Raw genomic sequence first — 26,568 nt, 5'->3', positions numbered from 1 at the left:
GCCGCAGCGATGATGTCCGACAACCGCGAGAGCACCGCCCCCGACACCGTCGATGTCCTTCTGCCGTGGAGCGGCCTCGACGAGAGGCACGGGCCCTGGCCCCCGAACGTCCGCGTCCACGTCTGGGACGGACTGTCCCCCGAGGACGAGTTGCCGCCCGAGGTGCTCGGGCGCGTCGGCCTCTGGGTGATGCCGTATGCCGTACCGGGCGCGGAGCGGCTGCTTCCGCGTCTGACGCGGCTACGGGCCGTACAGTCACTGAGTGCCGGTGTGGAGAAGCTGCAGCCGCTGCTGCCGGAGGGCGTCGCGCTGCACAACGGCCGCGGTCTGCACGACTCCAGCACCGCCGAGCACGCGCTCGGCCTCGTTCTCGCCGCTCAGCGCGACCTGCCGCAGTGGGTCGTCGACCAGCACGCGGGGCGCTGGGAGCCGCACTTCACCCGCTCGCTCGCCGACTGCAAGGTGGCGGTGATCGGCTACGGCTCCATCGGCGCCGCTGTCGAAAACCGGCTGCTGGCGTGCGAGGCGGAGGTCGTACGGGTCGCCCGCCGCGCCCGTCCCGCCGAGGGTGTGCACCCTGCGGAGGACCTGGTCCGGCTGCTGCCGGACGTCGACATCGCAGTGCTCGTCCTACCGGAGACGCCCGCCACGGTGGGACTCCTCGGCAAGGAGGAGCTGGCCGCCCTGCCGGACGGAGCGCTCGTCGTCAACGTCGGCCGGGGCCGCACCCTCGACACCGAAGCGCTGCTCGCGGAGGTACGGAACGGACGGCTGCGGGCCGCCCTCGACGTCACCGACCCCGAACCCCTGCCGGCCGACCACCCGCTGCGCACGGCCCCGGGCGTGCTGATCACCCCGCATGTGGCGGGTGGCTCCGCCTCCTTCCGCCCCCGCGCCGAACGCCTCGTCGTCGACCAGGTCCACCGCTTCGCGGCGGGAGCGCCGCTGCGGAATCCGTTCGAGTAGCGGGAGCCGGCCCCGCGATGCTCGGCATCGCGGGGCCGCTCAGTCGAGACAGAACTCGTTGCCCTCGATGTCCTGCATCACGATGCACGACTCGTTCTCCTCATCGGCGGGCAGCAGTCGCACACGTACCGCGCCGAGTGCGACCAGTCGTGCGCATTCGGCCTCAAGCGCGGCCAGGCGCTCCTGACCCACGAGTCCGGTGCCGACCCGTACGTCGAGATGCAGCCGATTCTTGGCCACCTTCTCCTCGGGTACGCGCTGGAAGTACAACCGCGGGCCCACACCCGAGGGATCACTGCAGCCGAACCACGAACCCTGCTCCTCCGGAGGCTGGGAGCGGTCGAACTCTTCCCAAGTGGCGACCCCCTCCGGCGGCGGAGGTACGACATACCCCAACACCTCGCACCAGAAACGAGCGACGCGCTCAGGTTCTTTGCAGTCGAAGGTGACTTGAAACTGCCTGATCGATGACATCGGCGCACCATAGCAGGGGCGCTGTCGCTCATTTCCCGGCGCGGGCCCGCCAGTTGCCGACTCGCCGCCTGGTGCCGCCTGCTCTAGTAGTCGAGTGCGGCGTACCAGTCGCCCCGGCCCGGGCGGGTGAGGTCGAGAAGGTGCCATACGGGGCTGAGCAGGTCGATGCCTCGCTGGTCGATGTCGTCGGACATCCGGGGGTGCGCCGAGTAGAAGTGGCGTACCGATCCGTTGTCGTCGCGGGTGAACACCGACACCGTCGAATCCTGGTTGCCTTCGGCGTCCTCGCTGCCCAGGTCGTACTTGAAGGTGCTGGACCCGGCGCCGAGCAGCCGCAGTGCGGTCCACTTCCGGTTCCGGGCGTGGGTACGGAGTGCGGGCAGGTCGGCCGCCGCGACGATTGCGAGGTCGGCGTTCTGTGCGACGTGGTGCGCCACCGCGTTGAAACCGTCGAGCCACATCGTGCACATGGGACACGGCTCGGTCTGCGTCTTGCCGTACATGAAGTGGTAGACGATCAGGTCGCGGCCGGGCCCGGTGAACAGTTCGCTCAGGCGCACGCTCCGCACCGGGGCGTCGCCCGCGTGCAGATCGGCAGGACCTTCCTCGAACACGTAGTCATCGACGACGGGTCCCAGCGGCAATCGGCGGCGCAGCTCGGCCACGCGTTCGCGATGGCGCATCAGCGCGATCTCGGCTTGCCGCAGCTCCTCACGGGCGCCGGCGTATGCGGCCGACTCTTCGGTGAGGTTGGTCTGGCGCATCGCTGCTCCCGGTCCGACTGCTGGGTGGTCGCCCACCATCTGCCCTGCTCCGGCAGCATATGTCTGCGGCATGCGTATGCGGAGCAGAACGGCGGGCGCCTGGCCAAGTGCACCCCGCTGGATCAGCCGGGCCGGTGGCCGGCCCGGGTGCGGACGCGGACTCGGACGCCGGGCGGTCACGAAGGACGCCCGGTCAGCTCCTTGTCCCGGGGGAAGACCCGTACCAGCGTATTGACCAGGTGGTCCACCGCATCCGCCCCGGGACGGTCCGACAGGTTCGACAAGAGCCGCACCATGGCGCCCATCACCACCGGCGATCTGACCGCGTTCCGGGTGACCAGCGAGGTGAACAGTGGGCGCGCCATCAGCGAGGAGAAGACGCGGCCGAACCGGTAGTAGCGGCCCAGCCGGGTGGCGATCTCCCGGGGGTACCGCTCCAGCACCCGCTCCCGGGAGGGACCCGCGGGACGGCTCAGGGCTTGGGGTACCAGATCGGCGACGAGTTCGCCGGCTTCCATGGCGTAGGCGATCCCCTCGCCGTTGCACGGGTTGACCATGCCGCCCGCGTCGCCGATCAGCAGCAGTCCCTGGTGGTAGTGAGGGAGCCGGTTGAACCCCATGGGCAACGCTGCGCCACGCAGCGGCCCGTCCGCCTGCTCCTCACCGTGCAGCCCCCACTCCCCCGGCGTCCGCTCCAGCCAGGGGGCGAGCATCGCACGGACGTCGGTGGTGCCGGTGCGGGAGTCGTTGAGGACTCCGAGGCCCACGTTGACCCTGCCGTCGCCCAGGGGGAAGATCCAGCTGTAGCCGGGCAGGATCTGGCCGTCGGCTCGGCGCAGATCGAGCCAGGACTCCAGATACGGGTCCTGGTGTTTGGCGGGGCTGCGGTAGTAGCGGCGCACCGCCGTGCCCACGGGGCGCTTCCCCAGCCGGGTGACGCCCATGGCCAGCCCGAGCCGCGACGCGACGCCGTCGGCGGCGATCACCACGGGGGCCGAGAAGTCCCGTGCCGCCCCGTCGGGGCCGCAGGCCGCGCTGACCCCGGTGATCCGGCCCGCCGCGTCCCGCAGCGGTGCCGTCACCTTCGTCCCGGTGTGCAGTACGGCACCGGCGGCAGCCGCCCGTTCGGCGAGCAGCTGGTCGAAGTCGTGGCGGGTGCGGGTGAGGCCGTAGCCCGGGAAGCTGTGCCCCTCCGGCCAGTCCACCTCCAGGGTGACTCCGCGCGAGACGAAGCGCAGCCCGCGGTTGCGGCTCCACCCGGGAGCGGAGGTGTCGACGCCCATCCGTACGAGGTGCCGTACCGCCCGCGGCGTCAGACCGTCCCCGCAGACCTTCTCCCGGGGAAAGCCGGACTTCTCCAGCAGCGCCACCTCGATCCCCTGGCGGGCCAGGTGGTAGGCGGCCGTGGACCCGGCCGGTCCCGCACCGACGACGAGCACCTGGGCGGTGGGGCGCGGCCCCGTCATACGGCGGGCTCCATGCGCGGGCCCTCGTGCCGGTCGGCACTGTGCGGCCCAGGGCCGTGGGCCGGGGCCGTGGCGCGGTGCAGCGCGACGATGCCGCCGGTCAGGTTGCGCCAGCCGACCCGCTGCCAGCCCGCTTCCTGGAGCAGTGCCGCGAGTGAGGGCTGGTCGTGCCAGGCGCGGATGGTGTCGGAAAGGTAGGTGTAGGCATCCGGGTTGCTGGAGACGCGGTTGGCGATACGGGGCAGGCCCCCCATCAGATAGCGCAGATACACGGTGCGGAAGGGCTCCCAGGTGGGGTGGCTGAATTCGCAGACGACCAGCCGTCCGCCGGGGCGGGTCACCCGCGCCATCTCCCGCAGGGCCGCGCCGGGGTCGACGACGTTGCGCAGGCCGAACATGATGGTCACCGCGTCGAATGCGGCCGCCTCGAAGGGGAGCTGCAAGGCGTCGCCGACCCGCAGGTCGAGGGAGCGGGCGGCGCCGCGGGCCACCATGCCGGGCGACCGGTCGACGCCGATGACGGTGGCGCCGGACCGGGCGAGTTCCTCGGTCGAGACACCGGTGCCGCAGGCGACGTCCAGACAGGTCTCGCCCGGCTGGAGTGCGAGCGCCGCGCGGGCGCGGGCCCGCCAGCGTCTGTCCTGCCCACCGGAGAGCAGGGTGTTGGTGCGGTCGTAGTGGTCGGCCGCTTCGTCGAACATGCGGGTGACCTCGTCCGGGTGCTTCGCGAGGGTCGCACGGCTCATGGGCAGCTCCTTGGTCCGACAGCGGTTCGGCCCGCGGCTGGACCCGCGGTTCGTCGACGGTTCGGTCAGCGGCGTGGCGGTGGCATGGCAGCGGCTCGCGGTCAGAGGTTTCCTCGTCGGTCCTGCTCCCGCTCCACCGCTTCGAAGAGGGCCTTGAAGTTGCCCTTGCCGAAGCCCTGGCTACCGTGCCGCTCGATCAGTTCGATGAAGAACGTCGGCCGGTCGACGAGGGGGCGGGTGAAGATCTGCAACAGGTATCCGTCCTGGTCGCGGTCCACCAGTACGCCGCGCTCCCGCAGCTCGCCGACATCCACCCGGACGTCCCCGATACGGGCCCGCAGTTCGGGGTCGTCGTAGTAGGCGTCCGGAGTCGTCAGGAAATCCACTCCCGCTGCCCGCAGGACATCCGTCGCGGCCAGGATGTCGTGTGTCTCCAGTGCGATGTGCTGGACTCCGGGGCCGCGGTGGTACTGGAGGTATTCGTCGATCTGCGAGCGCTTCTTTCCGGGGGCGGGCTCGTTCAGCGGCAGTTTGACCTTGCCCGTGCCGTCGGCGACGACCTTGCTCATCAGCGCCGAGTATTCGGTGGCGATGTCCTCGCCGACGAATTCGGCCATCGTGGTGAAGCCCAGCACGCGCCGGTAGAAATCCACCCACTTGTCCATGAGGCCGTGTTCCACACAGCCGACCGTGTGGTCCACCTGGTGGAAAAGCGGCGGGCACGAGGGCTTGGGGACGACGGGTGGCGGACCGAAACCCGGCAGAAAGAGGCCGTCGTAGGAGTCGCGCTCCACCAGGGTGTGCCGCAGTTCGCCGTACGTGGCGATCGCGGCCGTCCGGACCCGGCCGGACTCGTCGGTGTGCACCGTGGGCTCCTGGAGCACGGTGGCGCCGGCCTCGGCCGCGTATGCCAGACCCTCGTCCAGGTTGCTCACCTGGAGGGCGACGTCGCTGACCCCGTCCCCGTGGGTGGCGGCCCACCGCGCGGCACCGCTGTCAGGGGAGGCGCCGCCGGTGATGAGGAAACGCACCCGCCCCGAGGTGAGCAGATACTCCGAGAGCCCGGTGCGGGAGGTCTCGTTCCCCCGGTAGGCGGTCACCTCCATGCCGAAGGCGTTGACGTAGAAGTGCGCCGCCTGCCGTGCGTTACCGACGCAGAGCCGAATGTGGTCGATACCCAGTAGATCGCACGGACGATTCCCGGCAGTTTCCTTCCGAGGCTGCGAAACCTCTCCTGCGGGAACGGTTTCCTGGAGTTCCATAACCGAGGTCCTTTGCACTGCGTCACGTGGCACGGCGGTGCCGGACGGCGTGGAGCTGCCGCGCGGAACCAAGCCACACTGCGAGAGACGTTACGTGCCACCGGGCAGCACACAGGTCACCACGCGTGTGTCAGCCCCGTCCGGTCACTCAGCCAAGTGAATATTTGACGCCGCAGGCCCATCGGACGCTTATCTCCGGCTACGTGCGGCACCTATTCGCCGGGCCGCGGAATGCGGCCCCCGCTGTGTGTTCGCCTCCATGATCCTGAGCATTGAGCCCTGAGAAGAAGGATTCCACGTGACCTCCTCGATGACCACGCGGCCGAGCGATGTGGGCCAGGTCGCCGCCCCGTCGGTGCCCCCGCTGACCATGGACCGCCTGTCGTTCATCCTGTTCGGCCACGCCGCCTTCCAGTATCTGAACGCCGCCTGCGAGCTGGGAGTGCTCGACCTGTTGGCGGAACGGGGGCCCCTGCCGGAAGAGGAGATCCGCACCCGGCTCGAACTGGAGGAGCGGGCCTGCGCGGTGCTGCTGCTGGGGTGCACCGCGCTCGGGCTGACGGTCAAGGAGGGCGGCCACTACCGTGTCGCCGACCTGGTGGCATCGCTGCGGGCCGGCGGCACCTGGCAGAACATCAAGGACACGGTCGCCTTCGAGCAGCACGTCGTCTACGAGGGGCAGGCCGACTTCACCGAATCGCTGCAGCGGAACAGCAATGTGGGACTGCGCCGCATCCCCGGGGACGAGCCCGACCTCTACCAGCGACTGAGCGGCAATCCGCGGCTGGAGTCGGTCTTCTACCGCTATATGAAGTCCTGGTCCGAGTTGGCCAACAGCCACCTTGTGCACACGCTGGACCTGGGGAACGCCCATCGGCTGCTGGACTGCGGCGGCGGTGACGCGGTCAACGCCCTCGCGCTGGCCCGGCACAATCCCGCCCTGCAGATCACCGTGCTGGAGATCCCGTCATCGGCCGAGATGACAGCTGCCCGCATCGCCCGGGCCGGGCTCTCGGACCGGGTCGGCGTGCAGCCCGGCGACATGTTCGCCGATCCCTTCCCCACCGGTATGGACTGTGTGCTGTTCGCCCATCAGCTCGTCATCTGGACACCGGAGCAGAACACGGCGCTGCTGCGCAAGGCATACAGCGCCCTCGAACCGGGCGGCCGTGTGGTGATCTTCAACTCCATGTCGAACGACGAGGGGGACGGTCCACTCGTCGCCGCGCTGGACAGCGTCTACTTCGCCGCGCTGCCTGCCGAAGGCGGCATGATCTACCCCTGGCGGGTGCACGAGCGGTGTCTGCGGGACGCCGGATTCACCGCCGTCGAGCGTCATCCCGTGCCCGGCTGGACCCCGCACGGGATCATCGTCGCCACCAAAGAGGCAGCGTGAGTCCGCCTCGGCCGACCAGCGGGGCCACGGCGTCCGGGACGCTGACCGCCTTTTTGAAGCTGGCGCGCGTCAAGTTCCTGTTCCAGAGCATGATGGTCACCGGGTTCGGTGTCACCCTCGCCGTCCACACGGGTGGGGCCTTCTCACTCCCCTGGTATCTGCTCACCTTGGGCTTCGCCTGGTCGACGCACCTGATGACGCACTTTTGCAACGAGTACTTCGACCTGGAGGCCGACCGGGCCAACCCCTCCCCCACCTCGTGGACCGGTGGCAGCCGCACCCTGGTGGACGGACTGCTCAGCCCCACGGTGAGCCTCGCCTCCGCCTTCGTGGCCCTCTTCGTCGGCATCGCGCTCACTGCCGCGATGCCGACACTGCCCACCCGGCTGCTCGCCGTCGCGCTGATGGCCCTGGCGTGGTTCTACACGGCGCCGCCGCTCCGGCTGAACTACCGCGCGCTCGGGGAGGTGACGTGTGCGACCGTGCTGTACGGCATGGGGCCGCTGCTGGCCGCGCTGCTGCAGCCGGGCGGGCTCTCGGCGCTGCTGCTGTGGTGCACCGCCGTCGTCTGTGTGCTGCAGGTGCTCCGCTGCCTGATCATGAACTTCGCCGACATGGAGGGCGACCGGCTCGTCGGCAAGAACACTCTCGCCGCAGCTCTCGGCCCCGTCAGAGTGGCCCGCCTGTACGCCTGCGGCCAGGGCGTGCTGTACGCCGGGGTGCTGGCGCTGGCCGCGGCGGGAGAGCTGCCGTTCCTGGTGGCGGTCGCTCAGCTGGCCTGTGCTCCGGCCGGACTCCATGTGCTCCGGGGGCTGCTCAACGGGGCGATGGCGGAGCCGCGCAAGGCCGACGGCGTCACCTTCTGGGCGTCCATGCAGTTGCCGCTGACCACGTGCGGAACCATGATCGCGCTGCTGGTCGATCTCGCGCTTCGGGGCACACCGGCGCCGACCCCGTGGATCGTCATCGCCGTGGGCACCACGGTCGTGTTCGCGGGGTGGCTGACGCGTACCGCACTGGTCTCCCGGCGTCCGACGGCGGCGGACGGGACGCGGACGCGGCCCGCGGAGCCGGCGCCGGTCGAAGGGCAGGCGGAACGGGCATGACCTCCGTGGCAGGAATGACTCCCGCCGACATCCAGGTCGCCCAGCAGCTGTGCGAGCACGCCCGCCGACGGACGCAGCCGGCACTTCTCAAGGCCGTCAGCCGCCTGCCCGGTCCGCTGGCTCCGGCCGGCGCCTACCACTTCGGATGGCACCGGTCGCCCAGCGGCGCGGAAGACGACGTCCCTCACCGGCCGGATGACGACCTCCCGGGTGCTCCGGGGGAGCGTGCAGACGGGGCCCCGGACACCGCGTCGACGCCGGAGCCGGACAGTGGGAAGGCGGTGCGGCCCGCCCTGGTGTATCTCGCCGCCGAGGCGCTGGGCGCGCCGAGCGAGCGCGCGATCCCCGGAGCCGTCGCTGTCGAACTGGTGCACAACTTCACGCTGGTGCACGACGACATCACCGACGGGGACGCCACCCGCCGCGGCAGGCCCGCGCTGTGGAAGCGGTTCGGCGTCGGCCCGGCGCTGCTGGCGGGGGACGGCCTCCACGTACTGGCCATGGACGCCCTGCTGAGGCCGCTCGACGAGCGCTCGGGCACGGCAGCCGCGCTGCTCAACCACGCCCTCATCGCGACCATGTACGGGCAGGTGCGGGACCTCAGCTTCGTCCAGCGGCCCTGGGCCGGCCCGTCGGCGGTCTCCGTGGCCGAGTACCGGGCCGCCGCCAAGGGCAAGACGGGAGCGCTGCTGGCCTGTGCGACGGCGCTGGGCGCCCTGCTCGCGGGCGGCCGGCCGCGGCAGGTGGCACGGTTCGCCGCGTTCGGCCGCCATCTGGGCGTGGCGTTCCAGTGCGCCGACGACATCCTCGGCCTGTGGGGCGATCGGCGGTGTACGGGCAAACCCGTGGGCAACGACCTGCTGCTGGCGCGGAAGACCATTCCGGTGCTCCTCGCGCTCTCCGCCGACACACCCGCGGCTGCGCGACTGCGGGAACTCCTCGGCCGCAAGGACAGCCCGCTCACCCCGCAGGTGGTGCCCGAGCTCCTGGGGCTGATCGGCGAGGCCGGCGGCGAGGAGGCCACCCGGCGGGAGGCGGAACACCAGACGGCGCTGGCCCTTCGGATGCTGGCGACGGTGCCGATGTCCGAACGCACGCGTCGCCGGTTCGCCGCCATGGCCACCTATCTGACACGGCGGAGCTCCTAGGGATGCTGCGTCACTGGTGGCGGAGGACAGGTGCCGACCTGCCCTGGGGCGATCCGCTGCCCTCGCACCGGTCACCGATGGAGGGCTACCTGTGGCGGTTCACCGATACCGCCCGGAGCCGGGTGCTGCTGGTGGCCTGCGGCGTCAACCACCGACCCGGCCGCCCCTGGGGGACCGTGGTGGTGGCCGCGAGTCCCCTCTCGCTCGTACGGTCGACGACGCTGGACGGCGCGCGGGCGGACAGCGACCGCTTCGCCGTACACGCCACTCCCGCACTGACCTTCGCCCAGAACCGGTTGCGGGTCTCCCTTGCGGACGTGGACCTCGAGGTGAGCGTCCTTCCGCCCGCACGGCGTCGTACCGTCCTGCCCGCCGCGAGTGTCTTCTCGTTGGTTCCGGGACTCAACCACTACTGGCACCCCTATCTCTTCGACGGCCGGGTCGAGGGTGCGGCGCGGCTCGGGGACGAGCACTGGGACCTGACGGGGTGCCAGGTGTACGCGGAGAAGTCGTGGGGGCGCGGCTTTCCTCCCGCCTGGTGGTGGGGCCAGGCCCACGGCTTCGACCGCCCCGACGTCCGGGTGGCCTTCGCCGGCGGACTGCTGGGGAGGGGCCGCGCCACGGTGCCCGTCGGGGGCCTGGTCCTGGGCCTGGGCGACCGGCGCATCGAGCTGTTTCCCCCCGCGGCGATCGTCCGCGGCAGTGCCCGGGCCGACCGCTGGTGGCTCACGGCCGCCGGCCCGCGCTACCGGGTACGCCTCACCGGCGAGGGCGCGGGAGGTCCACCGCTGCGGCTGCCCATTCCCACTCTGATCCCCCACCACCTGGGCTTCTCCGAGCAGCACTTGGCGGGTGAGATCCGGTTGGAGATCGACCGCGCCGGCCGGCCGCTGTATGCGGGCACCTCCCGCCTCGCCGGGCTGGAGACCGGCCCGGCGCCCCGGTCCCCATGAGAGGGCCGTCCCTCCGGACCCGGATGTGTGTGGCTTCGTCGCGGGGTTGAGGCGGCGGCGGGACGCTGTTGCGCCATCGTCCAGCAGGGTGGGTGGAGTGGAGGTCAGCGCGAGGGCGCGGCGAGCCGGGTGCGGTACCAGTCGAGCGTCGCGTCCAGGGTGCGCCCCAGCGGGGTTGGCCGGACGCCGAAGGTCTCCTCGAAGTCCGAGGAGTCCATGACCTGCGGTTCGGTGTGCTGGTAGAACAGCTCGGCGTAGGAGTCCACGAAGACCTGGTCGAACGGGCCGAAGGGCCGGATGCGCTCGAGGACGACCGTCTCAAGGGGTCTGCCGACCCGCTCCTCGATCATCCGGTGCACCTGGCGGGTGGTTTCCGCGGGGGCGGTCGGCAGATGCCAGACGCGACCGTCGGCTTCGGGGTGCTCGCCCAAGGTGGCCAGTCCGGACGCGACATCGGTGATGCCGGTGTAGCTGTGCGGCAGGTCGATGTTCCCCAGGGCGACCACCTCTCCGCCGGTCAGTGCGCCGGGGAAGACGCCCGCGCCCAGCGTCGAGTTGAGCACGCCGGGGCCCACGAAGTCGGCCGAGCGTCCCAGAGTCACCCGCACCCTGCCTGCCCGGTGGGCGTCCAGATAGGCGCGGTCCAGCTCGGCCCGCATCCTGCCCTTGGCGCCGGTGGCCCGCCAAGGGGTGGCCTCGGTCATGACCTCGCCGTGTGTTTCGCCGTACGGGTAGAGGGTGTCCAGTACGACGAGGCGGGCGCCGGTGGTCTCCACGGCCTGCAGTATCGCCCGCTGGATCGTCGGCATCGCCTCGACCTGGAGGTGGTAGGCGACATTGACGCAGTGGTGGACGACGGCGGCGCCGTGGATCGCCTCCAGCGCTCCGGCGACGGTGCCCACGTCTCCCCTCGCCCGCCGGACACCGTCGATGGCCTCGCCCTCTCCCGACCGGCTGACCAGCCGGACCTGGTGGCCACGACGGGCCAGTTCCGCGGCGAGCGCGGTGCCTGCGGGGCCGGAGCCCAGAACGACGTGCAGATCCGTGTTCGTGGTCATGATCTCGCTCTCCTCCGTGGGCAGCCGGAGATCGGCCACCCCTCACCTGGCTGGTTACAAGGAATATCTTGAGTTAGAGACTGTAACTCACGCGAGTACCCCTCGCAATCGAAGGCAGCCGGTAGTGTTTGCGACGACCTACTCCACAGGGGGAACCCATGACCGCTGCGCGCACCAGCCCCCGGGACCGCTACCGCGAACAGACCCGCGCCGAGATCAAGGCCATCGCCCTGCGGCAACTCGCCGAAGGCGGTGCGGGGGCGGTGGCGCTCACCCGGATCGCCCGGGAGGTCGGCCTCTCCGGGCCCGCGCTGTACCGCTACTTCGCCAACCGCGACGACCTGCTCAGCAGCCTCATCCAGGACGCCTATGACGACGCCGCCACAGCGGTCGGCAGCGTCGGCGACCAACTGCCCCCCAGCCCCCGGACGAGCCTGCGACTCCTCGCGGACGCCTACCTCGGCTGGGCCGCGGCCCAGCCGCACCGCTATCTGCTGATCCAGGGCAGCCCACTGCCCGGCTACTCGGCTCCGGCCGACACGACAGCCCGGGCCCGCGCGGTCCTGGGCCCCTTCCTCCAGGTCTTCGCCACCGGCGAGCCCGACGAGGAAGTGCGCCCCCTGGTCGCCGAGCTGGCCGCCTGGGCGCAGGAGGACGAGGCGGCCGCCGCCTGGCTGCGCGAGTACACCGGGCTGGAACCGGAGGACGACCGCGCCGCGACCGCCCTGGCCGGTGCGGTCCTCGCCTGGTCCCAGCTGCACGGCACGGTCAGCCTCGAAGTCTCCGGACAGTACGCCGGGATGGGCCACCGGGCACGGACACTGCTCACCTGCCAGATGAGCACCCTCGCGGCGGCGTTCCGCCTCCCGGACGACTGGCCGGAGCGGGCGACGGGCTGAGAGCGGAGCAACCCCGTCCACACTGGTCGTGTCGATCACCTGCTGCGGCGAGGAGAAGAGGTCGCGAACGCTCTCCGCCGCGGCAACGACGACGAGCAACGGCGCCATGGGGCACTGTTGACCTCCCATCCCTGGCGGATCGGCAAGTCGGCACGCCGGTGGATCGGTAGGGGGAGCCGAGGGGCCGGGTCCGCGGTTGCTCCCCGAGTCTGCGGACCCAGACCTCTTCGACCAGTATCACAACCACAGCAGCCGCAAGGCCGCAGCCCACACCGAGGGTGTGCACTCGAACGGCTCAGCAGCGGCTACGTGTGGTTCGCACCTGGCGCCCGGCACGTCGAACCACTCATCCGCCATGAGGGGAATGATCCCGTTAAGACCGTTTTCTTCGTGTCTACTGACCTTTGTGCGCCGTTGACTGTGGTGCCCCTTGCGCCTCCCCGGTATCGACGTGGCGGATCGCAGGGCACACAGGTGACGGCTGTGCGGCAGCCGGACAGGAGAAAGGGCACAAGGTGGCGGTAACGACTGACCAGCCCGTGGACGAGGAGTCGTCCGGGAACACGGGGCGGGCCGGACACAAACGCGGATCGATCGTCGTGGCCTGGATGACCACCACCGATCACAAGAAGATCGGCTCGCTGTACATGTGCACGGCCTTCGTCTTCTTTCTGCTGGGCGGCCTTCTCGCCCTCGGCATGCGGATCGAACTGGCACGTCCCGGTCTGCAGTTGCTGTCGAACGAGCAGTACAACCAGGCGTTCACCATGCACGGCACGATCATGATGCTGATGTTCGCCACCCCGCTGTTCGCCGGTTTCGCCAACGCGATCATGCCGTTGCAGATCGGCTCCCCGGATGTGGCCTTCCCCCGGCTCAACATGCTTTCCTACTGGCTCTTCCTGTTCGGCTCGCTCATCGCCGTGGCGGGATTCCTCACCCCGCAGGGCGCGGCGGACTTCGGCTGGTTCGCCTACACGCCGCTGTCGACCGAAGTGCGCTCGCCCTATCTGGGGAGCGATCTGTGGGTGATGGGGCTGGCCCTGTCCGGATTCGGCACGATCCTGGGTGCCGTCAACTTCATGACCACCATCGTGTGCATGCGGGCCCCGGGTATGACGATGTTCCGCATGCCGATCTTCACCTGGAACGTGCTGCTGACCAGTGTGCTGGTCATCATGGCCTTCCCCGTGCTCGCCGCGTCCCTCTTCGCTCTGGAGGCCGACCGGAAGTTCGGCGCCCATGTCTACGACGCCGCCAACGGAGGACCGCTGCTGTGGCAGCACCTGTTCTGGTTCTTCGGTCACCCGGAGGTCTACATCGTCGCTCTGCCGTTCTTCGGCGTGATCACCGAGATCATTCCGGTCTTCGCCCGTAAGCCGATCTTCGGCTATGTCGGTCTCATCGGGGCCACCATCGCCATCGCCGGCCTGTCGGTCACCGTCTGGGCGCACCACATGTTTCCCACCGGGGCGGTCCTCCTGCCCTTCTTCTCCTTCATGTCCTTCCTGATCGCGGTGCCCACCGGGGTGAAGTTCTTCAACTGGATCGGCACCATGTGGAAGAGTTCACTCTCCTTCGAGACCCCGATGCTGTGGTCCCTGGGCTTTCTGGTCACCTTCTTGTTCGGCGGGCTGACCGGGGTGCTGCTGGCCTCCCCGCCGCTCGATTTCCATGTGACCGACAGCTACTTCGTCGTGGCCCACTTCCACTACGTCCTCTTCGGGACGGTGGTGTTCGCCATGTTCGGCGGGTTCCACTTCTGGTGGCCCAAATTCACCGGCCGTATGCTCGACGAACGCCTCGGAAAGATCCACTTCTGGACCCTTTTCACCGGCTTCCACACGACCTTCCTGGTCCAGCACTGGCTCGGCGCCGAAGGCATGCCGCGCAGATACGCCGACTATCTGTCCGCCGACGGCTTCACCGCTCTCAACACCGTCTCCAGCATCGGCGCCCTTCTCCTGGGGCTGTCCACCCTTCCGTTCCTCTACAACATCTGGAAGACCGCCAAATACGGCGAGAAGGTCACCGTCGACGACCCCTGGGGCTACGGTCGGTCCTTGGAGTGGGCCACCTCCTGCCCACCGCCCCGGCACAACTTCGTCACCATGCCCCGGGTCCGCTCCGAATCCCCGGCCTTCGATCTCCACCACCCCGAAATCTCCGAGATCGACCAGGTGGAGAACATCGATCGCCGCGACGTCGTGGAGACGGGAAAGGGTGTGGCTCCGCCCCTGGGGAGGTCGGATGACCAGTGAGCACGGCGGCGGACCACCCTCGTCCGAGGCGCGCCCGGCACCGCGTGCGGGCGAGCGGGACGAGGCCGCACGCGGGGTCGCGGAGTTGGAGAGCTATCTGCTGCGGCAGACCGAAACACACAACGCCCAGCACGACGCCGCCTGTTTCGCGGCGGAACTCCCCTGGCTGACGTCGGCGCAGCGCAAACAGGTCATCCGTCTCTATGTGCGCGATCGAAAGGCCCTTGCCCGGCAGACGCAGAAACTGATCGAGACAGCACTTGAGCAGCGCGCGGCGGAGGTCGCGACCGCCTATGAGGCGCTGCGGCGCCGTATGTGCCTGACCGTCAGCGTGCTGATCATCGCGCTGACCTTCGCGCTCTGCCTGCTCAGCCTGACGCTCCTGACGTGACGCCTCCGCTCCCGCAGCGGAGGGGCGGTCCGGCACTGAGGGATCGGCTGCCGCCGGGACAGGAGGTGCCCCCGGAGGTGAACGGTGCGCACCGGGGCGTTTGAGCCGGGCGTCCCCGGCAACCGAGGGTCGTGGAGAGGTGGGCCCCGTGCTGCGCTCCAGCAGCGTGGGCAGGGTCCGGGAAGGAGCTGTCATGGCGGGAGACCGCGAGGGCACGGACGGTCACCGCTCGGGGCTGCGGGTGGTCGTCGTCGGCGCCACCGGCAACGTGGGCACGAGCGTCGTCCGGGCGCTCAGCGAGGACGAGCGCGTCGGCTCCGTCCTCGGGCTGGCCCGGCGGTCGTGCAGGCTGTCGGTGGCCAAGGCGGAATGGTCCTGTGTGGACATCGGGGACCCCCGGACCGATCTGGCGCCACATTTCCAGGGCGCGGACGCGGTGGTCCACCTGGCCTGGCTCTTCCAGCCCACGCACGATCCGGTCACCACCTGGCGGACCAACGTGGACGGCAGTGTGCGGGTCTTCGACGCCGTCGCGCGCAGCGGCGTCCCCGCCCTCGTCCACGCCTCCTCCGTGGGCGCGTACTCCGCCGGCCCGAAGGAGGAGTACGTGGACGAGTCGTGGCCCACCCACGGCTGGCCCCGGGCCGCCTACTGCCGGGAGAAGGCCTATCTGGAGCGGGTCCTCGACGCCTTCGAGGAGCGCAACCCCGACGTCCGGGTGGTGCGGATGCGCCCCGGATTCCTCTTCAAACGGGAATCGGCCTCCGAGCAGCGGCGGCTCTTCGCCGGCCCGCTGGTGCCCCAGCGACTGGCGCGGCCCGCGCTGCTCCCGGCCGTCCCCGACATCCCGGGACTGCGGTTCCAGGCCCTGCACACCGACGACGCAGCCGACGCCTACCGCCGCGCCGTCCTGCGCCCGGTGCGGGGTGCCTTCAACCTGGCCGCCGCCCCGGTCATCGACTCCGCACAGCTCGCCGGGCTCCTCGGGGCACGCACGATGCGGCTCCCCCTGCGACCGCTGCGCAGTGCCTTGGCCGCGGCCTGGCGCCTGCGCCTCGTACCGGCCTCCCCCGACCTGTTCGACGCGGTGCTGCGGCTGCCGCTGCTGGACACCACCCGGGCGCGCACCGAACTGGAGTGGAGCCCCGGCCGCAGTGCGACCGAGGCCGTCGACGAATTCGTGCGCGGGCTGTATCAGGTAGCCGGCGCGGACACCGCCCCCTTGGCCTCGCGCCTGCCCGGCGGCCGGGCCCGCGAACTGGCCACGGGCGTCGGCCGGCGCCCTTAGCACCGGGCCGGCCGACGGGGCTGGTCAGTCCGTGCCGGACTCCATCGCGGCGCGATCCAGCAGCTCGTCGTCGCCGAAGACCTCGCCGCGCGAGGCGATGGCCTCGGCACCGCCCTCGGGCAGGGTGCCGATCAGCCCGGTCGCGGCCGCCTGGGCGGCGCCGATGGCGGGGGTGGAGGTGCCGATCAGGCCGAGCCCGGCGTACTGCTCCAGCTTGGCGCGGGAGTCGGCGATGTCGAGGTTGCGCATGGTGAGCTGGCCGATCCGGTCCACCGGACCGAACGCCGAGTCCTCGGTACGCTCCATCGACAGCTTGTCCGGGTGGTAGCTGAACGCCGGCCCCGTGGTGTCGAGGATCGAGTAGTCCTCACCGCGCCGCAGCCGCAGCGTCACCTCGCCGGTGACGGCCGCGCCGACCCAGCGCTGCAGCGACTCGCGCACCATCAGCGCCTGCGGGTCCAGCCAGCGGCCCTCGTACATCAGCCGCCCCAGGCGCCGACCCTCGTTGTGGTACTGGGCGAGGGTGTCCTCGTTGTGGATGGCGTTGACCAGCCGCTCGTACGCCGCGTGGAGCAGGGCCATGCCCGGCGCCTCGTAGATCCCGCGGCTCTTGGCCTCGATGATCCGGTTCTCGATCTGGTCCGACATGCCCATGCCGTGCCGCCCGCCGACGGCGTTCGCCTCCATCACCAGGTCGACAGCGGAGGCGAACTCCTTGCCGTTGATCGTCACCGGACGGCCCTGGTCGAAGCCGATCGTCACATCCTCGGTGGCGATCTCGACCTCGGGGTCCCAGAACCGCACACCCATGATCGGCTCCACGGTCTCCACCCCGGTGTCCAGGTGCTCCAGGGTCTTGGCCTCGTGGGTGGCGCCCCAGATGTTGGCGTCGGTGGAGTAGGCCTTCTCCGTGCTGTCGCGGTAGGGCAGGTCGTGGGCGAGCAGCCACTCCGACATCTCCTTGCGGCCGCCCAGTTCGGTCACGAAGTTCGCGTCCAGCCAGGGCTTGTAGATCCGCAGGTTCGGGTTGGCGAGCAGTCCGTAGCGGTAGAACCGCTCGATGTCGTTGCCCTTGAAGGTGGAGCCGTCGCCCCAGATCTGCACGTCGTCCTCGAGCATCGCCCGGACCAGCAGGGTGCCGGTGACGGCGCGGCCGAGGGGTGTGGTGTTGAAGTAGGCGCGCCCGCCGGAGCGGATGTGGAACGCCCCGCAGGTGAGTGCGGCCAGGCCCTCCTCGACCAGCGCCGCACGGCAGTCGACCAGGCGCGAGATCTCGGCGCCGTAGGTCTTCGCACGGCCGGGCACCGAGGCGATGTCGGGCTCGTCGTACTGGCCGATGTCGGCGGTGTAGGTGCACGGAACGGCGCCCTTGTCGCGCATCCACGCGACCGCGACGGAGGTGTCGAGGCCGCCCGAGAAGGCGATGCCGACGCGCTCGCCGGCGGGAAGGGAGGTGAGGACCTTAGACATAGGAAGATTATGCATAATCACGCATGCTCATGCAAAGGGTGGCCCCCCTTTCGGGGATACGGAAGCACACGGTGAACACTCCCTCACGCTCACCGGCGCCCCCGACACCCTGAGTAACTGAGGGAGCACGAGGGGACGACGCGACTTGCAGCCCGGTCGGCGATAAGGCCTCCGCACCCCGGGCCTAAGGAACCCCCGGTGCCACAAGATGCGCAGACTTCCCCATGTGGCGCCCCCACCTCGGACACGACGCTGGAAGCACAGCAGGAGACCAGCCCGTCCAAGGAGACCGTCATGATGCACCACGAGTTCCAGGCCGCCCGCCAGGCCGCCCTCCTCACCCGGGCGGCGCAGCGCCGCCTGGTCCGCGAGGCCCAGCAGGCCAACAAGGCGGCCCGTAACGGCGCCGACAGCACCCTCGGTACCGGCAGCCGCAAGCTCTTCTTCCGTGTCGCGTGACGGAGCGAGGGCGTCGCTTGGCCGGGCCCTACGACATGGGATGCTCGGCACCGTGCACAGCAGTCACACAAGCCCCGTTTTCGTGGGCCGCAGCGCCGAACTGACCGCCCTCGGTGAGGCCCTGTCCCGGGCGGAGGCCGGGGAGCCCCGAGCCCTGTTCGTGGGCGGTGAGGCCGGCGTCGGCAAGACCCGGCTGATTCAGGAGTTCCTCGGCCGGGCCGCCGCGGGCGGGGCCGTGGTCGCTCTCGGCGGCTGCGTCGAAACCGGCGCCGACGCCCTGCCGTACCACCCCGTCTCGGCCGCCCTGCGCTCCCTGCGCCGCCAGCTCGGCGCGGAGCTCCTCGCCGCCGTCGCCGGCCAGGAGGGCGAGCTCGCCCGACTGCTGCCCGAACTCGGCGAGATGGACCAGGGCCGCTCCGAATCCGACGGCCGCGCCCGGCTCTTCGAGCTCACCGTCCGCCTGCTCGAACGCCTCGCGGCGGACCGGACCCTCGTCCTGGCCCTGGAGGACCTGCACTGGGCCGACCGTTCCACCCGCGAGCTGCTCAGCTATCTGCTGCGCGCCCTCACCGACAGCCGCCTGCTCATCCTCGCCACCTACCGCGCCGACGACCTGCACCGCCGCCACCCCCTCCGCCCCGCCCTCGCCGAGTACGAGCGGCTGCGCACCGTCACCCGCCTCGAACTGCCCCGCTTCGACCGGGACGAGGTCCGCCGCCAGCTCGCCGCCATCCACGGCGGGGCCCCGCCCGAACAGGTGCTGGACCGGGTCTTCGACCGCTCCGAGGGAAATGCGTTCTTCGTCGAGGAGCTGGCCCGCAGCATCCTCGCAGGCTCCCCGGGCGCCATCCGCGACTCCCTCCGCGACCTTCTGCTGGTCCGGGTCGAGGCACTGCCGGACCAGGTGCAGCGCGTGGTGCGGATCGCCGCCGAGGGCGGCTCGGAGGTGGAGTTCCGGCTGCTGGCCGCCGTCACGGGTCTCGCCGAGGACGAGCTGATCGAGGCGCTGCGCACCGCTGTCGGCGCCGCCGTCCTGCAGCCCTCCGACGGGGGCGAGTCCTTCCGTTTCCGGCACGCCCTGATGCGCGAGGCCGTGGTCGGCGACCTGTTGCCCGGCGAGCGCTCCCGGCTCAGTCGCCGCTACGCCGAGGCGCTGGAGGCCGATCCCACGCTCGTACGATCCGAGGAGCGGGCCGGACGGCTGGCCGGCTACTGGTTCGACGCCCGCGACCCCGCCAAGGCGCTGCCCGCCCTGATCGCCGCGGCGGCCGCCGCCCGCGGCCGGCACGCCTTCGCCGAGCAGCACCATCTGCTGGAACGGGCGCTGGAACTGTGGGACGACACCTCCGAGGCGCTGCGCCGCCGGGCGATGCGGCAAGGTGTCGACGACGGCCTGTGTCCGGCCATCTACCCGGACATGCCGGGAGACTTCGTGGACCTGCTCGCCGCACTCACCGTCGCCGCGCGCCTCACCGGAGAGCGGGAGCGGGCGCTCGCCCTCTGCAACCGGGCGCTGCGCGCATTGGAGGGCGTCCCCTCCCCCACCTCCCGAGCTCTCGGCTCCGGTCGAGCAGGGGGTACCCCACCGGGCGACGGAGACCCCATCAGGGCGGCCTGGTTCTGGACCGAGCGCTACCAGTTGACGCGCGACCTGTCCCGATCCGACGGCTGGGACGAGATCGCCCACGCCCAGGAGCTGGTGAAGGGCCTGCCGCCGTCCGTCGTACACGCCGATGTGCTCACGCACGCGGCGCACTGGTACGCCGTGCACCAGCCAGGGCCGACGGCGATCGAGACCGCGAAGCAGGCGGTGGAGCTGTGCCGGTTGACGGGAGCCGAGACCACCGGCCTTGCCGCGCAGCACACCCTGGCCTGGCTGATCATCGACTCGGGCGATGTCGAGGCCGGCCTCGCGCAGGCCCGCGAGGTGTGCGCCCGGGAGCTGGAGCCGGGCAACGCCAACGTCCTGCTGCGCGGCTACGGCAACCTGTCCACGGCGCTGCACGGCATCGGCCGCTACGCCGAGGCGGTCGAGGTCGCCGAACAAGGCAGCGGACTGGCCGACCGGCACGGGCTGCCGGACACCGCTTCGTTCATCGACTGCAACCTCGCCGAGTCCCTCACCCAACTCGGCCGCTGGGCCGACGCCGACGAGGTGCTCCTCCGGGCCCTCGGCCGCCGCGGGGTGAGCGTCCGCGTCCGGGGGCAGATCGCCGGGCAGCGGGCCGAACTGGCCCTGGCCCAGGGCGCGTACGACGAAGCCCGGCAACGGTTGGAGGAGTCCGACAGCTGGACCACCGGCCCCTACCCGGAGCCGCAGCACACCCTGGCCACGGCCCGGATCGCCATCGTGCTCGCGGCCGCCGACGGCCGGATCCTCGACGTCCGCTCCCTGCTCGACGCGGCGGTCGGCGAGGCCATCGCCCCCAGCCACCAGCGCTACGGCTGGCCGCTGCTGTACGAGGCAGCGGCGGCGGAGGCGCGGGCCCGCGGGCGCGCGGTGGCCGAGCCGGGGCGCGCGGCGGCGGTGGACCGGATCCGCAAGGCGATGAAGGGCCAGCCCGAGTTCGCCCCGGTGTGGGCCGCGCAGGCCCGGATGACCGAGGCCGAACTGCTCACCGCCGAGGGCCGGGACGCCACCGCTTGCTGGACGGAGGCCGTTGCCGCCGTCGAGCGGCTGGAGGCCCCGCCGCTGCTGGCCACCGCCCGGCTGCGGCTGGCGGAGGTCCTGATCACCCGCGGCGGCGCCGGGTCCCGCCGAGCGGCCGGAGAGCTGCTGCGGCAGGCTGAGGCGGCGGCGGGAGAGATGGGGGCGGCGCCGCTCCGGATGGAGATCACCACGCTGGCCGGCCGGGCGCGGATCCCGCTGCCGCAGGCCGACGGGGAGACGGCCCCGCCCCCCACGCCGGCGACGGCTTTGGGGCTGACCGCCCGGGAGCGGGAGGTGCTGCGGCTGGTCGCCGCCGGGCGGAGCAACCGGCAGCTCGCGGAGGAGCTGTTCATCTCGCCGAAGACGGCGAGCGTGCACGTCTCCAACATCCTGGCCAAGCTGGGCGCCTCAGGCCGAGGGCAGGCCGCGGCCATCGCGCACCAGCTGGGCCTCTTCGACGAGTGACGCTCCACCTGAACCGCTCGACGGGAGGACAGCGCCGACGAACAGGGCCGAGTGACACCCCCAGTTGGCGTGCTACGGGACGCGACGGCCTTCTGCGGGTCGCTCACCGGCGCCCGCCGCTGAGCGACTGCGGCGGCAACCGGCTCAGTCAGTCCGGAGACGGACGAACATGTAGGGCATGAGGAGGATCGTATCGGATCATCGATCACTATCGGGACCGAGGCGCGTCCCGGCGGACAAGACGACGCCTCGAACGACACGACGCCCTTGCATCCGGCACACAGCCTCAACCGGCGCAGGTACACACGCTGTTCCGTGTTCCTCGGACGCCGCGACGGATGAGGCGCACGCGTGCCGCCGCCGTCCCCGAGTTGCGGACGCGCTGCCCCTCGGCGTAGCGGCGGGCCCTGCCGGGAGGGCGCCGTGTGATCGGCCCCCCGTCCTCCGCGCCGTGGTGGGCCGACGATCTCCTGGCGGCGCGGTCCGCGAAGGGGCTCGACCGGCCGAACGGTGCCTCGCTTGTTCGGCGTTGATCGTTTCTGGTTATGCTGCATCAGCCTCGGCATGACGGAGTCTCACCGAGTTCCCCGGCCACGTCTTGTCCTGTTGCGGTTCCCCGAACGTCGGGGGAGCCGTGCGGAGGGCCGGAGGTGGACTCGATGCTCCCCCCATCGCCTCTTTGCTCAGTCTGTCGAACGATTTGAGGACGCTGATGATGCGCACGGGATCGTCGCCCGGAGGTCAACGGTCCGCCCCGATGTGGATCTGGTGGCTGCCCACACTCGCCATGGCCGTCGCCACGACCGTCGCGGCGATCCAGGTGCCCGATCAGGCACGCGCGGCGGTCATCGGGTGCGGAGTCGTGGGCACCGCCGCGGTGGCTCTCACCGCGGGAGAACTCCTCCGTCGGAGCCGGGCGCTGGCGATATTGCGGGCCCAGTACGCGGAGCACCAGGAGACACTTCAGCGCCATCTGCGCCAGCAGGAGGCCGCGACCGTGCAGTTGGCCAAGGAGCGGCTGCCGGAGGCGGTGGAGCGGCTGCGCAGAGGCGAGTTCGCGGAGAACGTCGTCAGTTCCCTGGCGTCCACCGGACCGGCCTCCGGTCTCGGGGCCGAGTTCGAGGCGGCCCACCATGAGCTGCTGCGCTCCGTCGTCGAGGCGGTGCGGGCCGAGGAGTCCCTCCGCGACTCCGCGCAACGCGGTGTCGTCAACATCGCCCGCCGCGTCCAGGCCATCGTGCACCGCCAGGCCACCGACCTGCGGGAGATGGAGGAGCGGCACGGCGGAAGCGGGGAGTTCTTCGCGGACCTGCTGCGCCTGGACCACTCCAACGCCCTGATCAGCCGACTCGCCGACACCATCGCGGTGCTCGGCGGTGCCCGGCCCGGTCGGCAGTGGAGCCAGGCCGTCCCGATCTACAGCGTGCTGCGCGGCGCCATGTCGCGCATCGCCGACTACCAGCGGGTCTCCCTGCACTCGGTCGCCGAGGTGGCCGTCGTCGGCCGCGCCGTGGAGCCGTTGATCCACGCACTCGCGGAACTGCTGGACAACGCCACCTCCTACTCGCCGCCGCAGACCCGGGTCCATCTGACGGCGAGCGAAGTGCACGCGGGTATCGCCGTGGAGATCGAGGACGGCGGCTTCGGGCTGAGCGAGGAGGCGCGGGCCCGGGCCGAGCACATGCTCGAGACCGCCCGTGAGGGCATCGACCTGGACGACCTCGGCGAGGCTCCGCGCCTCGGTCTGACGGTGGTGGGGCGGCTGGCCCAGGAGTACGACTTCCAGGTCTCGCTGGCGCCGTCCGCCTACGGGGGCGTACGCGCGGTCCTCGTCGTCCCGCACGAACTGATCACGACAGCGCCCGCGAGCGGGCGTGCCCACGGCATCGGTGCCGCATCCGGGCAGCGTCCTTCGGGTCGATCCGCCCCTTCGGCGCCGGCGGCCACGAAGCGCGTGCCGTCGGCCTCCGGCCGCGGGGAGCAGGAGCCGATGGACGAGGAGACGCCGGAGGTCGTCGAGCGCACGGCCAGCGGATTGCCGCAGCGCCGCAGCCGCCGCGGTCGGGCCGGCGCCCGCCCGGTGAGCGGCGCTTCCGCCCCGGAGCAGGCCGAGCGGGACGCCGCGGAGCCGGAGAATCCCGCGCCCGGGATGTGGATGGGCGCCTTCCAGGAAGGCCTGTCCGGCAAGCGATCGGCAACGGCTGCCGCCCAGGGACACAGCGACAAGTCGTCGAATGAAGGTGAGTAAGCGATGGTTCGGCAGCCCGACATGGACTGGATGCTCAAGGACTTGGCGGAGAGCGTCCCGCAGACTCGCCATGTCGTCCTTCTGTCGTCGGACGGTTTGTGCATGGCCCAGTGCCCCGCGGAAATAGACACCTCCGACCGGTTGGCGGCGATCGGGGCGGGTCTCCAGTCCCTGGCCAGGGCGGCTGCCGAGGAGTTCCCGCACAGCAGTGGCCGGATGCGGATGGTCGTCATCGAGGTGGACGGCGGCTTTCTGCACCTGATGGCGGCGGGCGAGGGGGCCCACCTGGTCGTGCTGGTCGACGAAGGGGTCGACATGGGCCTGGTGGGGCAGCACATGCGGGACCTCGTCACCCGTATCGGCGCCCACCTCACGAGCCCGCCACGCGGCGACCGGTTGGCGCGATGACGCCGGATGACGAGTGGGACGAGGGCACCCCGGAGCGGCTGTACATCCTTACGGGCGGGCGCAGCGGGCCCGAGGAGGCCGGACTCGATCTGGTCACGTTGATCGTCGCCCGCAGCGCACCTCAGATCGGCATGCAGCCGGAGCACGAGTCCATCCTGCGGGTGTGCGAGTCCCCGCTGTCCGTCGTGGAGATCTCGGCGCATCTGAAACTGCCGGTGAGCATCGTCACCGTGCTGCTCGCTGATCTCTTGGCCGAAGAACGCGTGGAAGCCAGGGCACCCGCCCCGTCCCTTCCCGACATCGACATCATCAAGGCGGTGATCCATGGTCTCCAGAACCTTTGAGACGGTGGCGGGACCTCGGAGCGAAGACACGCTGCCGTCGTCGGCCACCTCCGCGGTCAAGATCGTCATTGTGGGCGGTTTCGGCGTCGGCAAGACGACCCTGGTCCGCTCGGTGAGCGAGATACGCCCGCTGACGACCGAGGAGACGATGACGCAGGCCAGTGTCAGCGTCGACGACCTCGAAGGCATCGAGCGCAAGAGCATGACGACCGTGGCCATGGACTTCGGCCGCATCAGCATCGACGACGAGCTGGTCCTCTACGTCTTCGGCACCCCCGGGCAGCAGCGCTTCTGGTTCCTGTGGAACGGCCTGTTCGAGGGCGCGTTGGGCGCGGTGGTGCTCGTCGACACCCGCCGGTTGGAGGCGAGCTTCGACGTACTCGGCCGGCTGGAGGAGTCGCAGACGCCTTTCGTGGTGGCGGTCAACGCGTTCGACGAGGCGCCGTCCTACTCCGACGAGGAGCTGCGCGAGGCGTTGGACCTGACCGACGACGTGCCGCTCCTGGTGTGTGACGCCCGGAGCCGGGAGTCCAGCAAGGGCGTTCTGCTGGCGCTGATGCGGTACCTGTATTCCCTCGCCATGACTTCGGAGGCGACGTGACCCCGCAACCCCCCGATCCGCTGTACCAGCCCGGAGAGCCGGACGTGCCGTCCCCGCATCCGGAGCCCGGCGACGGGATCCCCGCCGCCGCTGCCCCCTCCCCGCCGCCGGGCTGCCCCGCGCACGCGGGGGGTGCGGGAAGCGGCACGATCGGTCTGCGCTCCCTCTTCGGCCCGGAGGCCGACGCGGACCCGATGGCCTTGTACGAGAAACTGCGGGCGGAGCACGGGCCGGTGGCCCCTGTGCTGCTGCCGGGTGATGTACAGGCCTGGCTGGTGCTCGGCCATCGGGAGAACCTGGAGGTGGCACGCACGCCCTCGCTGTTCTCCCGGGACTCGCGCCACTGGCACGCCATGCGGGAGGGCCGGATCGGGCCGGACCATCCGCTGGCGCCGCTGACCATGTGGCAGCCGCTGTGCGTGTTCGTGGACGGCACGGAGCATCGGCGGCTGCGTCAGGCCCTCACCGACAGCCTGTCCCGGTTCGAGTCGCGCGGCATCCGGCGCTACGTCATCCGCTTCACGCACCAGCTCATCGACGGGTTCCAGGACGCCGGACAGGCCGATCTGGTCAAGCAGTTCGCCGACCAGCTTCCCCTGCGCGTCATCACCCAGCTGTTCGGCATGGAGGAGGAGTACGGGCCCAAGCTGGTCGAGGCCGCCAAGGACATGATCCAGGGCACCGAGACCGCCGTCGAGAGCAACAACTTCATCACCGAGACCCTGCAGCGGCTGGTGGAGCGCAAGCGGGCGTTTCCCGGGCACGACGTCGGCTCCAAACTGATCGAGCACCCGGCCCGGCTGACCGACGACGAAGTGCGGGAGCACTTGCGGTTGACGCTGGTCGCGGCCAACGAGCCCACGGTCAACCTGATCTCCAACACGCTGCGGATGCTGCTCACCGACCGCCGGTTCCGGGCGACCCTTGCCGGTGGACACACGACCCTGCCCGACGCGCTGGAACAGGTGCTGTGGGACGAGCCTCCGCAGACGACGACCATCGGCCGCTGGGCAACGGGGGACACCCAGCTCGCCGGGCAGCAGATCAAGGCCGGCGACATGTTGGTGCTCGGGCTCGCCGCGGGGAACGTCGACCCGGCCGTACGACCCAATCTCTCGGTCCCTCTGCACGGCAACCGCTCCCATCTGGCCTTCAACGCCGGGCCGCACGAGTGTCCGGGCCGGGACCTCGGCCGGGCCATCGCGGACACCGGGATCGACACACTGCTGTCCCGGCTGCCGGACCTGCGACTGGCCATCCCGGAAGCCGACCTGCGCCGGGACAACGCTTTGATGTCCCGGCGGCTGGTGTCCCTGCCCACGACGTTCACCCCGCCCCGCCGGGTGGGGCGGCGGAGTACGGGTGAGCCCGGCTCCTCGGCAAGGCAGCCACTGCCGCTGCCGGAGGCCGAGCCGCTCCCGGAGGCACCATCCCGGGAGACCGGGGTGGTTCCGCAGCGCGTCTCAACTCCGCGCCTGGATCGCGACTCCAGGTGGGCGGCCATGAAACATCGGTTGCGGATTCGTCGGTGAGAGGGTGCCGGACGCTGCGGGCTGCCCGGGCCGTGCCGTACCGCTTGGTATGGCTATGGAGAAAAGGTCCCGGTTTCGGCCGGGATTGCCACATCTTGCACGAGGAATATGCCGCACGGGTGGAACAGGGAACGCTGTGGCGCGAATAGCCTTCTGATGCTGTGGACACATATGAGCCGTGGAGGGTCACACAGCGTTCAACCACTCCCTGCC

General features: G+C 70.8%; 23 protein-coding genes. 16 read left to right on the top strand and 7 right to left on the bottom strand.

The window, feature by feature from the left end; all coding sequences use genetic code 11:
* Positions 1-9 precede the first annotated feature (9 nt).
* Positions 10-966, top strand: coding sequence for a 2-hydroxyacid dehydrogenase (locus JW613_RS08605; protein ID WP_245225237.1), 957 nt, complete (start codon positions 10-12; stop codon positions 964-966).
* A 39-nt stretch (positions 967-1,005) separates the two neighbouring features.
* On the opposite strand, the gene JW613_RS08600 is transcribed toward JW613_RS08605, so the two are convergent.
* From JW613_RS08600 to hppD, 5 genes are all read right to left on the bottom strand, one after another.
* A complete protein-coding gene (locus tag JW613_RS08600; protein WP_209210103.1) occupies positions 1,006-1,440 on the bottom strand; it encodes a VOC family protein in 435 nt (144 codons plus the stop codon).
* An 83-nt stretch (positions 1,441-1,523) separates the two neighbouring features.
* On the bottom strand, positions 1,524-2,204 hold the full coding sequence (locus tag JW613_RS08595; protein WP_209210102.1) for a DUF899 family protein: 681 nt from the start codon (positions 2,202-2,204) through the stop codon (positions 1,524-1,526).
* Positions 2,205-2,380: 176 nt separating this feature from the next.
* Positions 2,381-3,670, bottom strand: coding sequence for a geranylgeranyl reductase family protein (locus JW613_RS08590; RefSeq protein WP_209210101.1), 1,290 nt, complete (start codon positions 3,668-3,670; stop codon positions 2,381-2,383).
* Positions 3,667-4,416, bottom strand: a complete 750-nt coding sequence (locus tag JW613_RS08585; protein ID WP_209210100.1) for a demethylmenaquinone methyltransferase — start codon at positions 4,414-4,416, stop codon at positions 3,667-3,669. The genes JW613_RS08590 and JW613_RS08585 overlap by 4 nt, the downstream gene beginning before the upstream one ends.
* Before the next feature lie 101 nt (positions 4,417-4,517).
* Positions 4,518-5,678 carry a 4-hydroxyphenylpyruvate dioxygenase gene (hppD, locus tag JW613_RS08580; protein WP_209210099.1) on the bottom strand — a complete coding sequence of 387 codons (1,161 nt, stop codon included), beginning with the start codon at positions 5,676-5,678 and terminating at the stop codon, positions 4,518-4,520.
* A gap of 310 nt (positions 5,679-5,988) precedes the next feature.
* On the opposite strand from hppD, the gene JW613_RS08575 reads away from it, so the two are divergent.
* The 4 genes from JW613_RS08575 to JW613_RS08560 are packed head-to-tail and all read left to right on the top strand — an operon-like array spanning position 5,989 to position 10,281.
* Positions 5,989-7,074 (top strand): methyltransferase, encoded by a 1,086-nt coding sequence (locus tag JW613_RS08575; protein WP_372447927.1) that lies wholly within the window; start codon positions 5,989-5,991, stop codon positions 7,072-7,074.
* Entirely contained in the window at positions 7,071-8,180 is a 1,110-nt protein-coding gene (locus JW613_RS08570; protein ID WP_307865836.1) for a prenyltransferase, read from the top strand. Before JW613_RS08575 ends, JW613_RS08570 begins: the two co-directional genes overlap by 4 nt.
* A complete protein-coding gene (locus JW613_RS08565) occupies positions 8,177-9,328 on the top strand; it encodes a polyprenyl synthetase family protein (protein WP_209210098.1) in 1,152 nt (383 codons plus the stop codon). The genes JW613_RS08570 and JW613_RS08565 overlap by 4 nt, the downstream gene beginning before the upstream one ends.
* 2 nt (positions 9,329-9,330) lie before the next feature.
* Positions 9,331-10,281 carry a tocopherol cyclase family protein gene (locus tag JW613_RS08560; RefSeq protein WP_209210097.1) on the top strand — a complete coding sequence of 317 codons (951 nt, stop codon included), beginning with the start codon at positions 9,331-9,333 and terminating at the stop codon, positions 10,279-10,281.
* A gap of 104 nt (positions 10,282-10,385) precedes the next feature.
* On the opposite strand, the gene JW613_RS08555 is transcribed toward JW613_RS08560, so the two are convergent.
* On the bottom strand, positions 10,386-11,339 hold the full coding sequence (locus JW613_RS08555; protein ID WP_209210096.1) for an NAD-dependent epimerase/dehydratase family protein: 954 nt from the start codon (positions 11,337-11,339) through the stop codon (positions 10,386-10,388).
* A gap of 158 nt (positions 11,340-11,497) precedes the next feature.
* Here JW613_RS08555 and JW613_RS08550 point away from each other — a divergent pair, with 158 nt between their 5' ends.
* The 4 genes from JW613_RS08550 to JW613_RS08535 all read left to right on the top strand — a co-directional run bounded on the left by JW613_RS08550 (position 11,498) and on the right by JW613_RS08535 (position 16,178).
* Positions 11,498-12,238, top strand: a complete 741-nt coding sequence (locus JW613_RS08550; RefSeq protein ID WP_209210095.1) for a TetR/AcrR family transcriptional regulator — start codon at positions 11,498-11,500, stop codon at positions 12,236-12,238.
* A 539-nt stretch (positions 12,239-12,777) separates the two neighbouring features.
* On the top strand, positions 12,778-14,499 hold the full coding sequence (ctaD, locus tag JW613_RS08545) for an aa3-type cytochrome oxidase subunit I (protein ID WP_307865850.1): 1,722 nt from the start codon (positions 12,778-12,780) through the stop codon (positions 14,497-14,499).
* Positions 14,489-14,890 carry a hypothetical protein gene (locus tag JW613_RS08540; RefSeq protein WP_209210094.1) on the top strand — a complete coding sequence of 134 codons (402 nt, stop codon included), beginning with the start codon at positions 14,489-14,491 and terminating at the stop codon, positions 14,888-14,890. The genes ctaD and JW613_RS08540 overlap by 11 nt, the downstream gene beginning before the upstream one ends.
* A gap of 193 nt (positions 14,891-15,083) precedes the next feature.
* On the top strand, positions 15,084-16,178 hold the full coding sequence (locus JW613_RS08535) for an NAD-dependent epimerase/dehydratase family protein (RefSeq protein ID WP_209210093.1): 1,095 nt from the start codon (positions 15,084-15,086) through the stop codon (positions 16,176-16,178).
* Positions 16,179-16,202: 24 nt separating this feature from the next.
* On the opposite strand, the gene argG is transcribed toward JW613_RS08535, so the two are convergent.
* Positions 16,203-17,648 carry an argininosuccinate synthase gene (gene argG / locus JW613_RS08530; RefSeq protein ID WP_099885922.1) on the bottom strand — a complete coding sequence of 482 codons (1,446 nt, stop codon included), beginning with the start codon at positions 17,646-17,648 and terminating at the stop codon, positions 16,203-16,205.
* A 198-nt stretch (positions 17,649-17,846) separates the two neighbouring features.
* Between argG and JW613_RS08525 the strand changes: the two genes are divergently transcribed.
* From JW613_RS08525 to JW613_RS08495, 7 genes are all read left to right on the top strand, one after another.
* On the top strand, positions 17,847-18,107 hold the full coding sequence (locus tag JW613_RS08525; RefSeq protein ID WP_209210092.1) for a hypothetical protein: 261 nt from the start codon (positions 17,847-17,849) through the stop codon (positions 18,105-18,107).
* A 52-nt stretch (positions 18,108-18,159) separates the two neighbouring features.
* Complete coding sequence (locus tag JW613_RS36300; RefSeq protein ID WP_307865835.1) at positions 18,160-21,222, top strand: helix-turn-helix transcriptional regulator; 3,063 nt, start codon at positions 18,160-18,162, stop codon at positions 21,220-21,222.
* Positions 21,223-21,979: 757 nt separating this feature from the next.
* Positions 21,980-23,470: a sensor histidine kinase gene (locus JW613_RS08515; RefSeq protein WP_245225236.1), complete on the top strand. Its 1,491-nt coding sequence runs from the start codon at positions 21,980-21,982 to the stop codon at positions 23,468-23,470.
* A 3-nt stretch (positions 23,471-23,473) separates the two neighbouring features.
* Complete coding sequence (locus JW613_RS08510; protein ID WP_180289847.1) at positions 23,474-23,878, top strand: roadblock/LC7 domain-containing protein; 405 nt, start codon at positions 23,474-23,476, stop codon at positions 23,876-23,878.
* On the top strand, positions 23,875-24,222 hold the full coding sequence (locus JW613_RS08505; protein ID WP_209210089.1) for a DUF742 domain-containing protein: 348 nt from the start codon (positions 23,875-23,877) through the stop codon (positions 24,220-24,222). Before JW613_RS08510 ends, JW613_RS08505 begins: the two co-directional genes overlap by 4 nt.
* Positions 24,203-24,823, top strand: coding sequence for a GTP-binding protein (locus JW613_RS08500; protein ID WP_209210088.1), 621 nt, complete (start codon positions 24,203-24,205; stop codon positions 24,821-24,823). Before JW613_RS08505 ends, JW613_RS08500 begins: the two co-directional genes overlap by 20 nt.
* 44 nt (positions 24,824-24,867) lie before the next feature.
* Entirely contained in the window at positions 24,868-26,355 is a 1,488-nt protein-coding gene (locus JW613_RS08495; RefSeq protein WP_372447926.1) for a cytochrome P450, read from the top strand.
* Positions 26,356-26,568: the final 213 nt, after the last annotated feature.

This window comes from Streptomyces smyrnaeus (assembly GCF_017676345.1).
Taxonomy (GTDB): domain Bacteria; phylum Actinomycetota; class Actinomycetes; order Streptomycetales; family Streptomycetaceae; genus Streptomyces; species Streptomyces smyrnaeus.
This window is presented reverse-complemented; position numbering and strand designations above follow the sequence as displayed.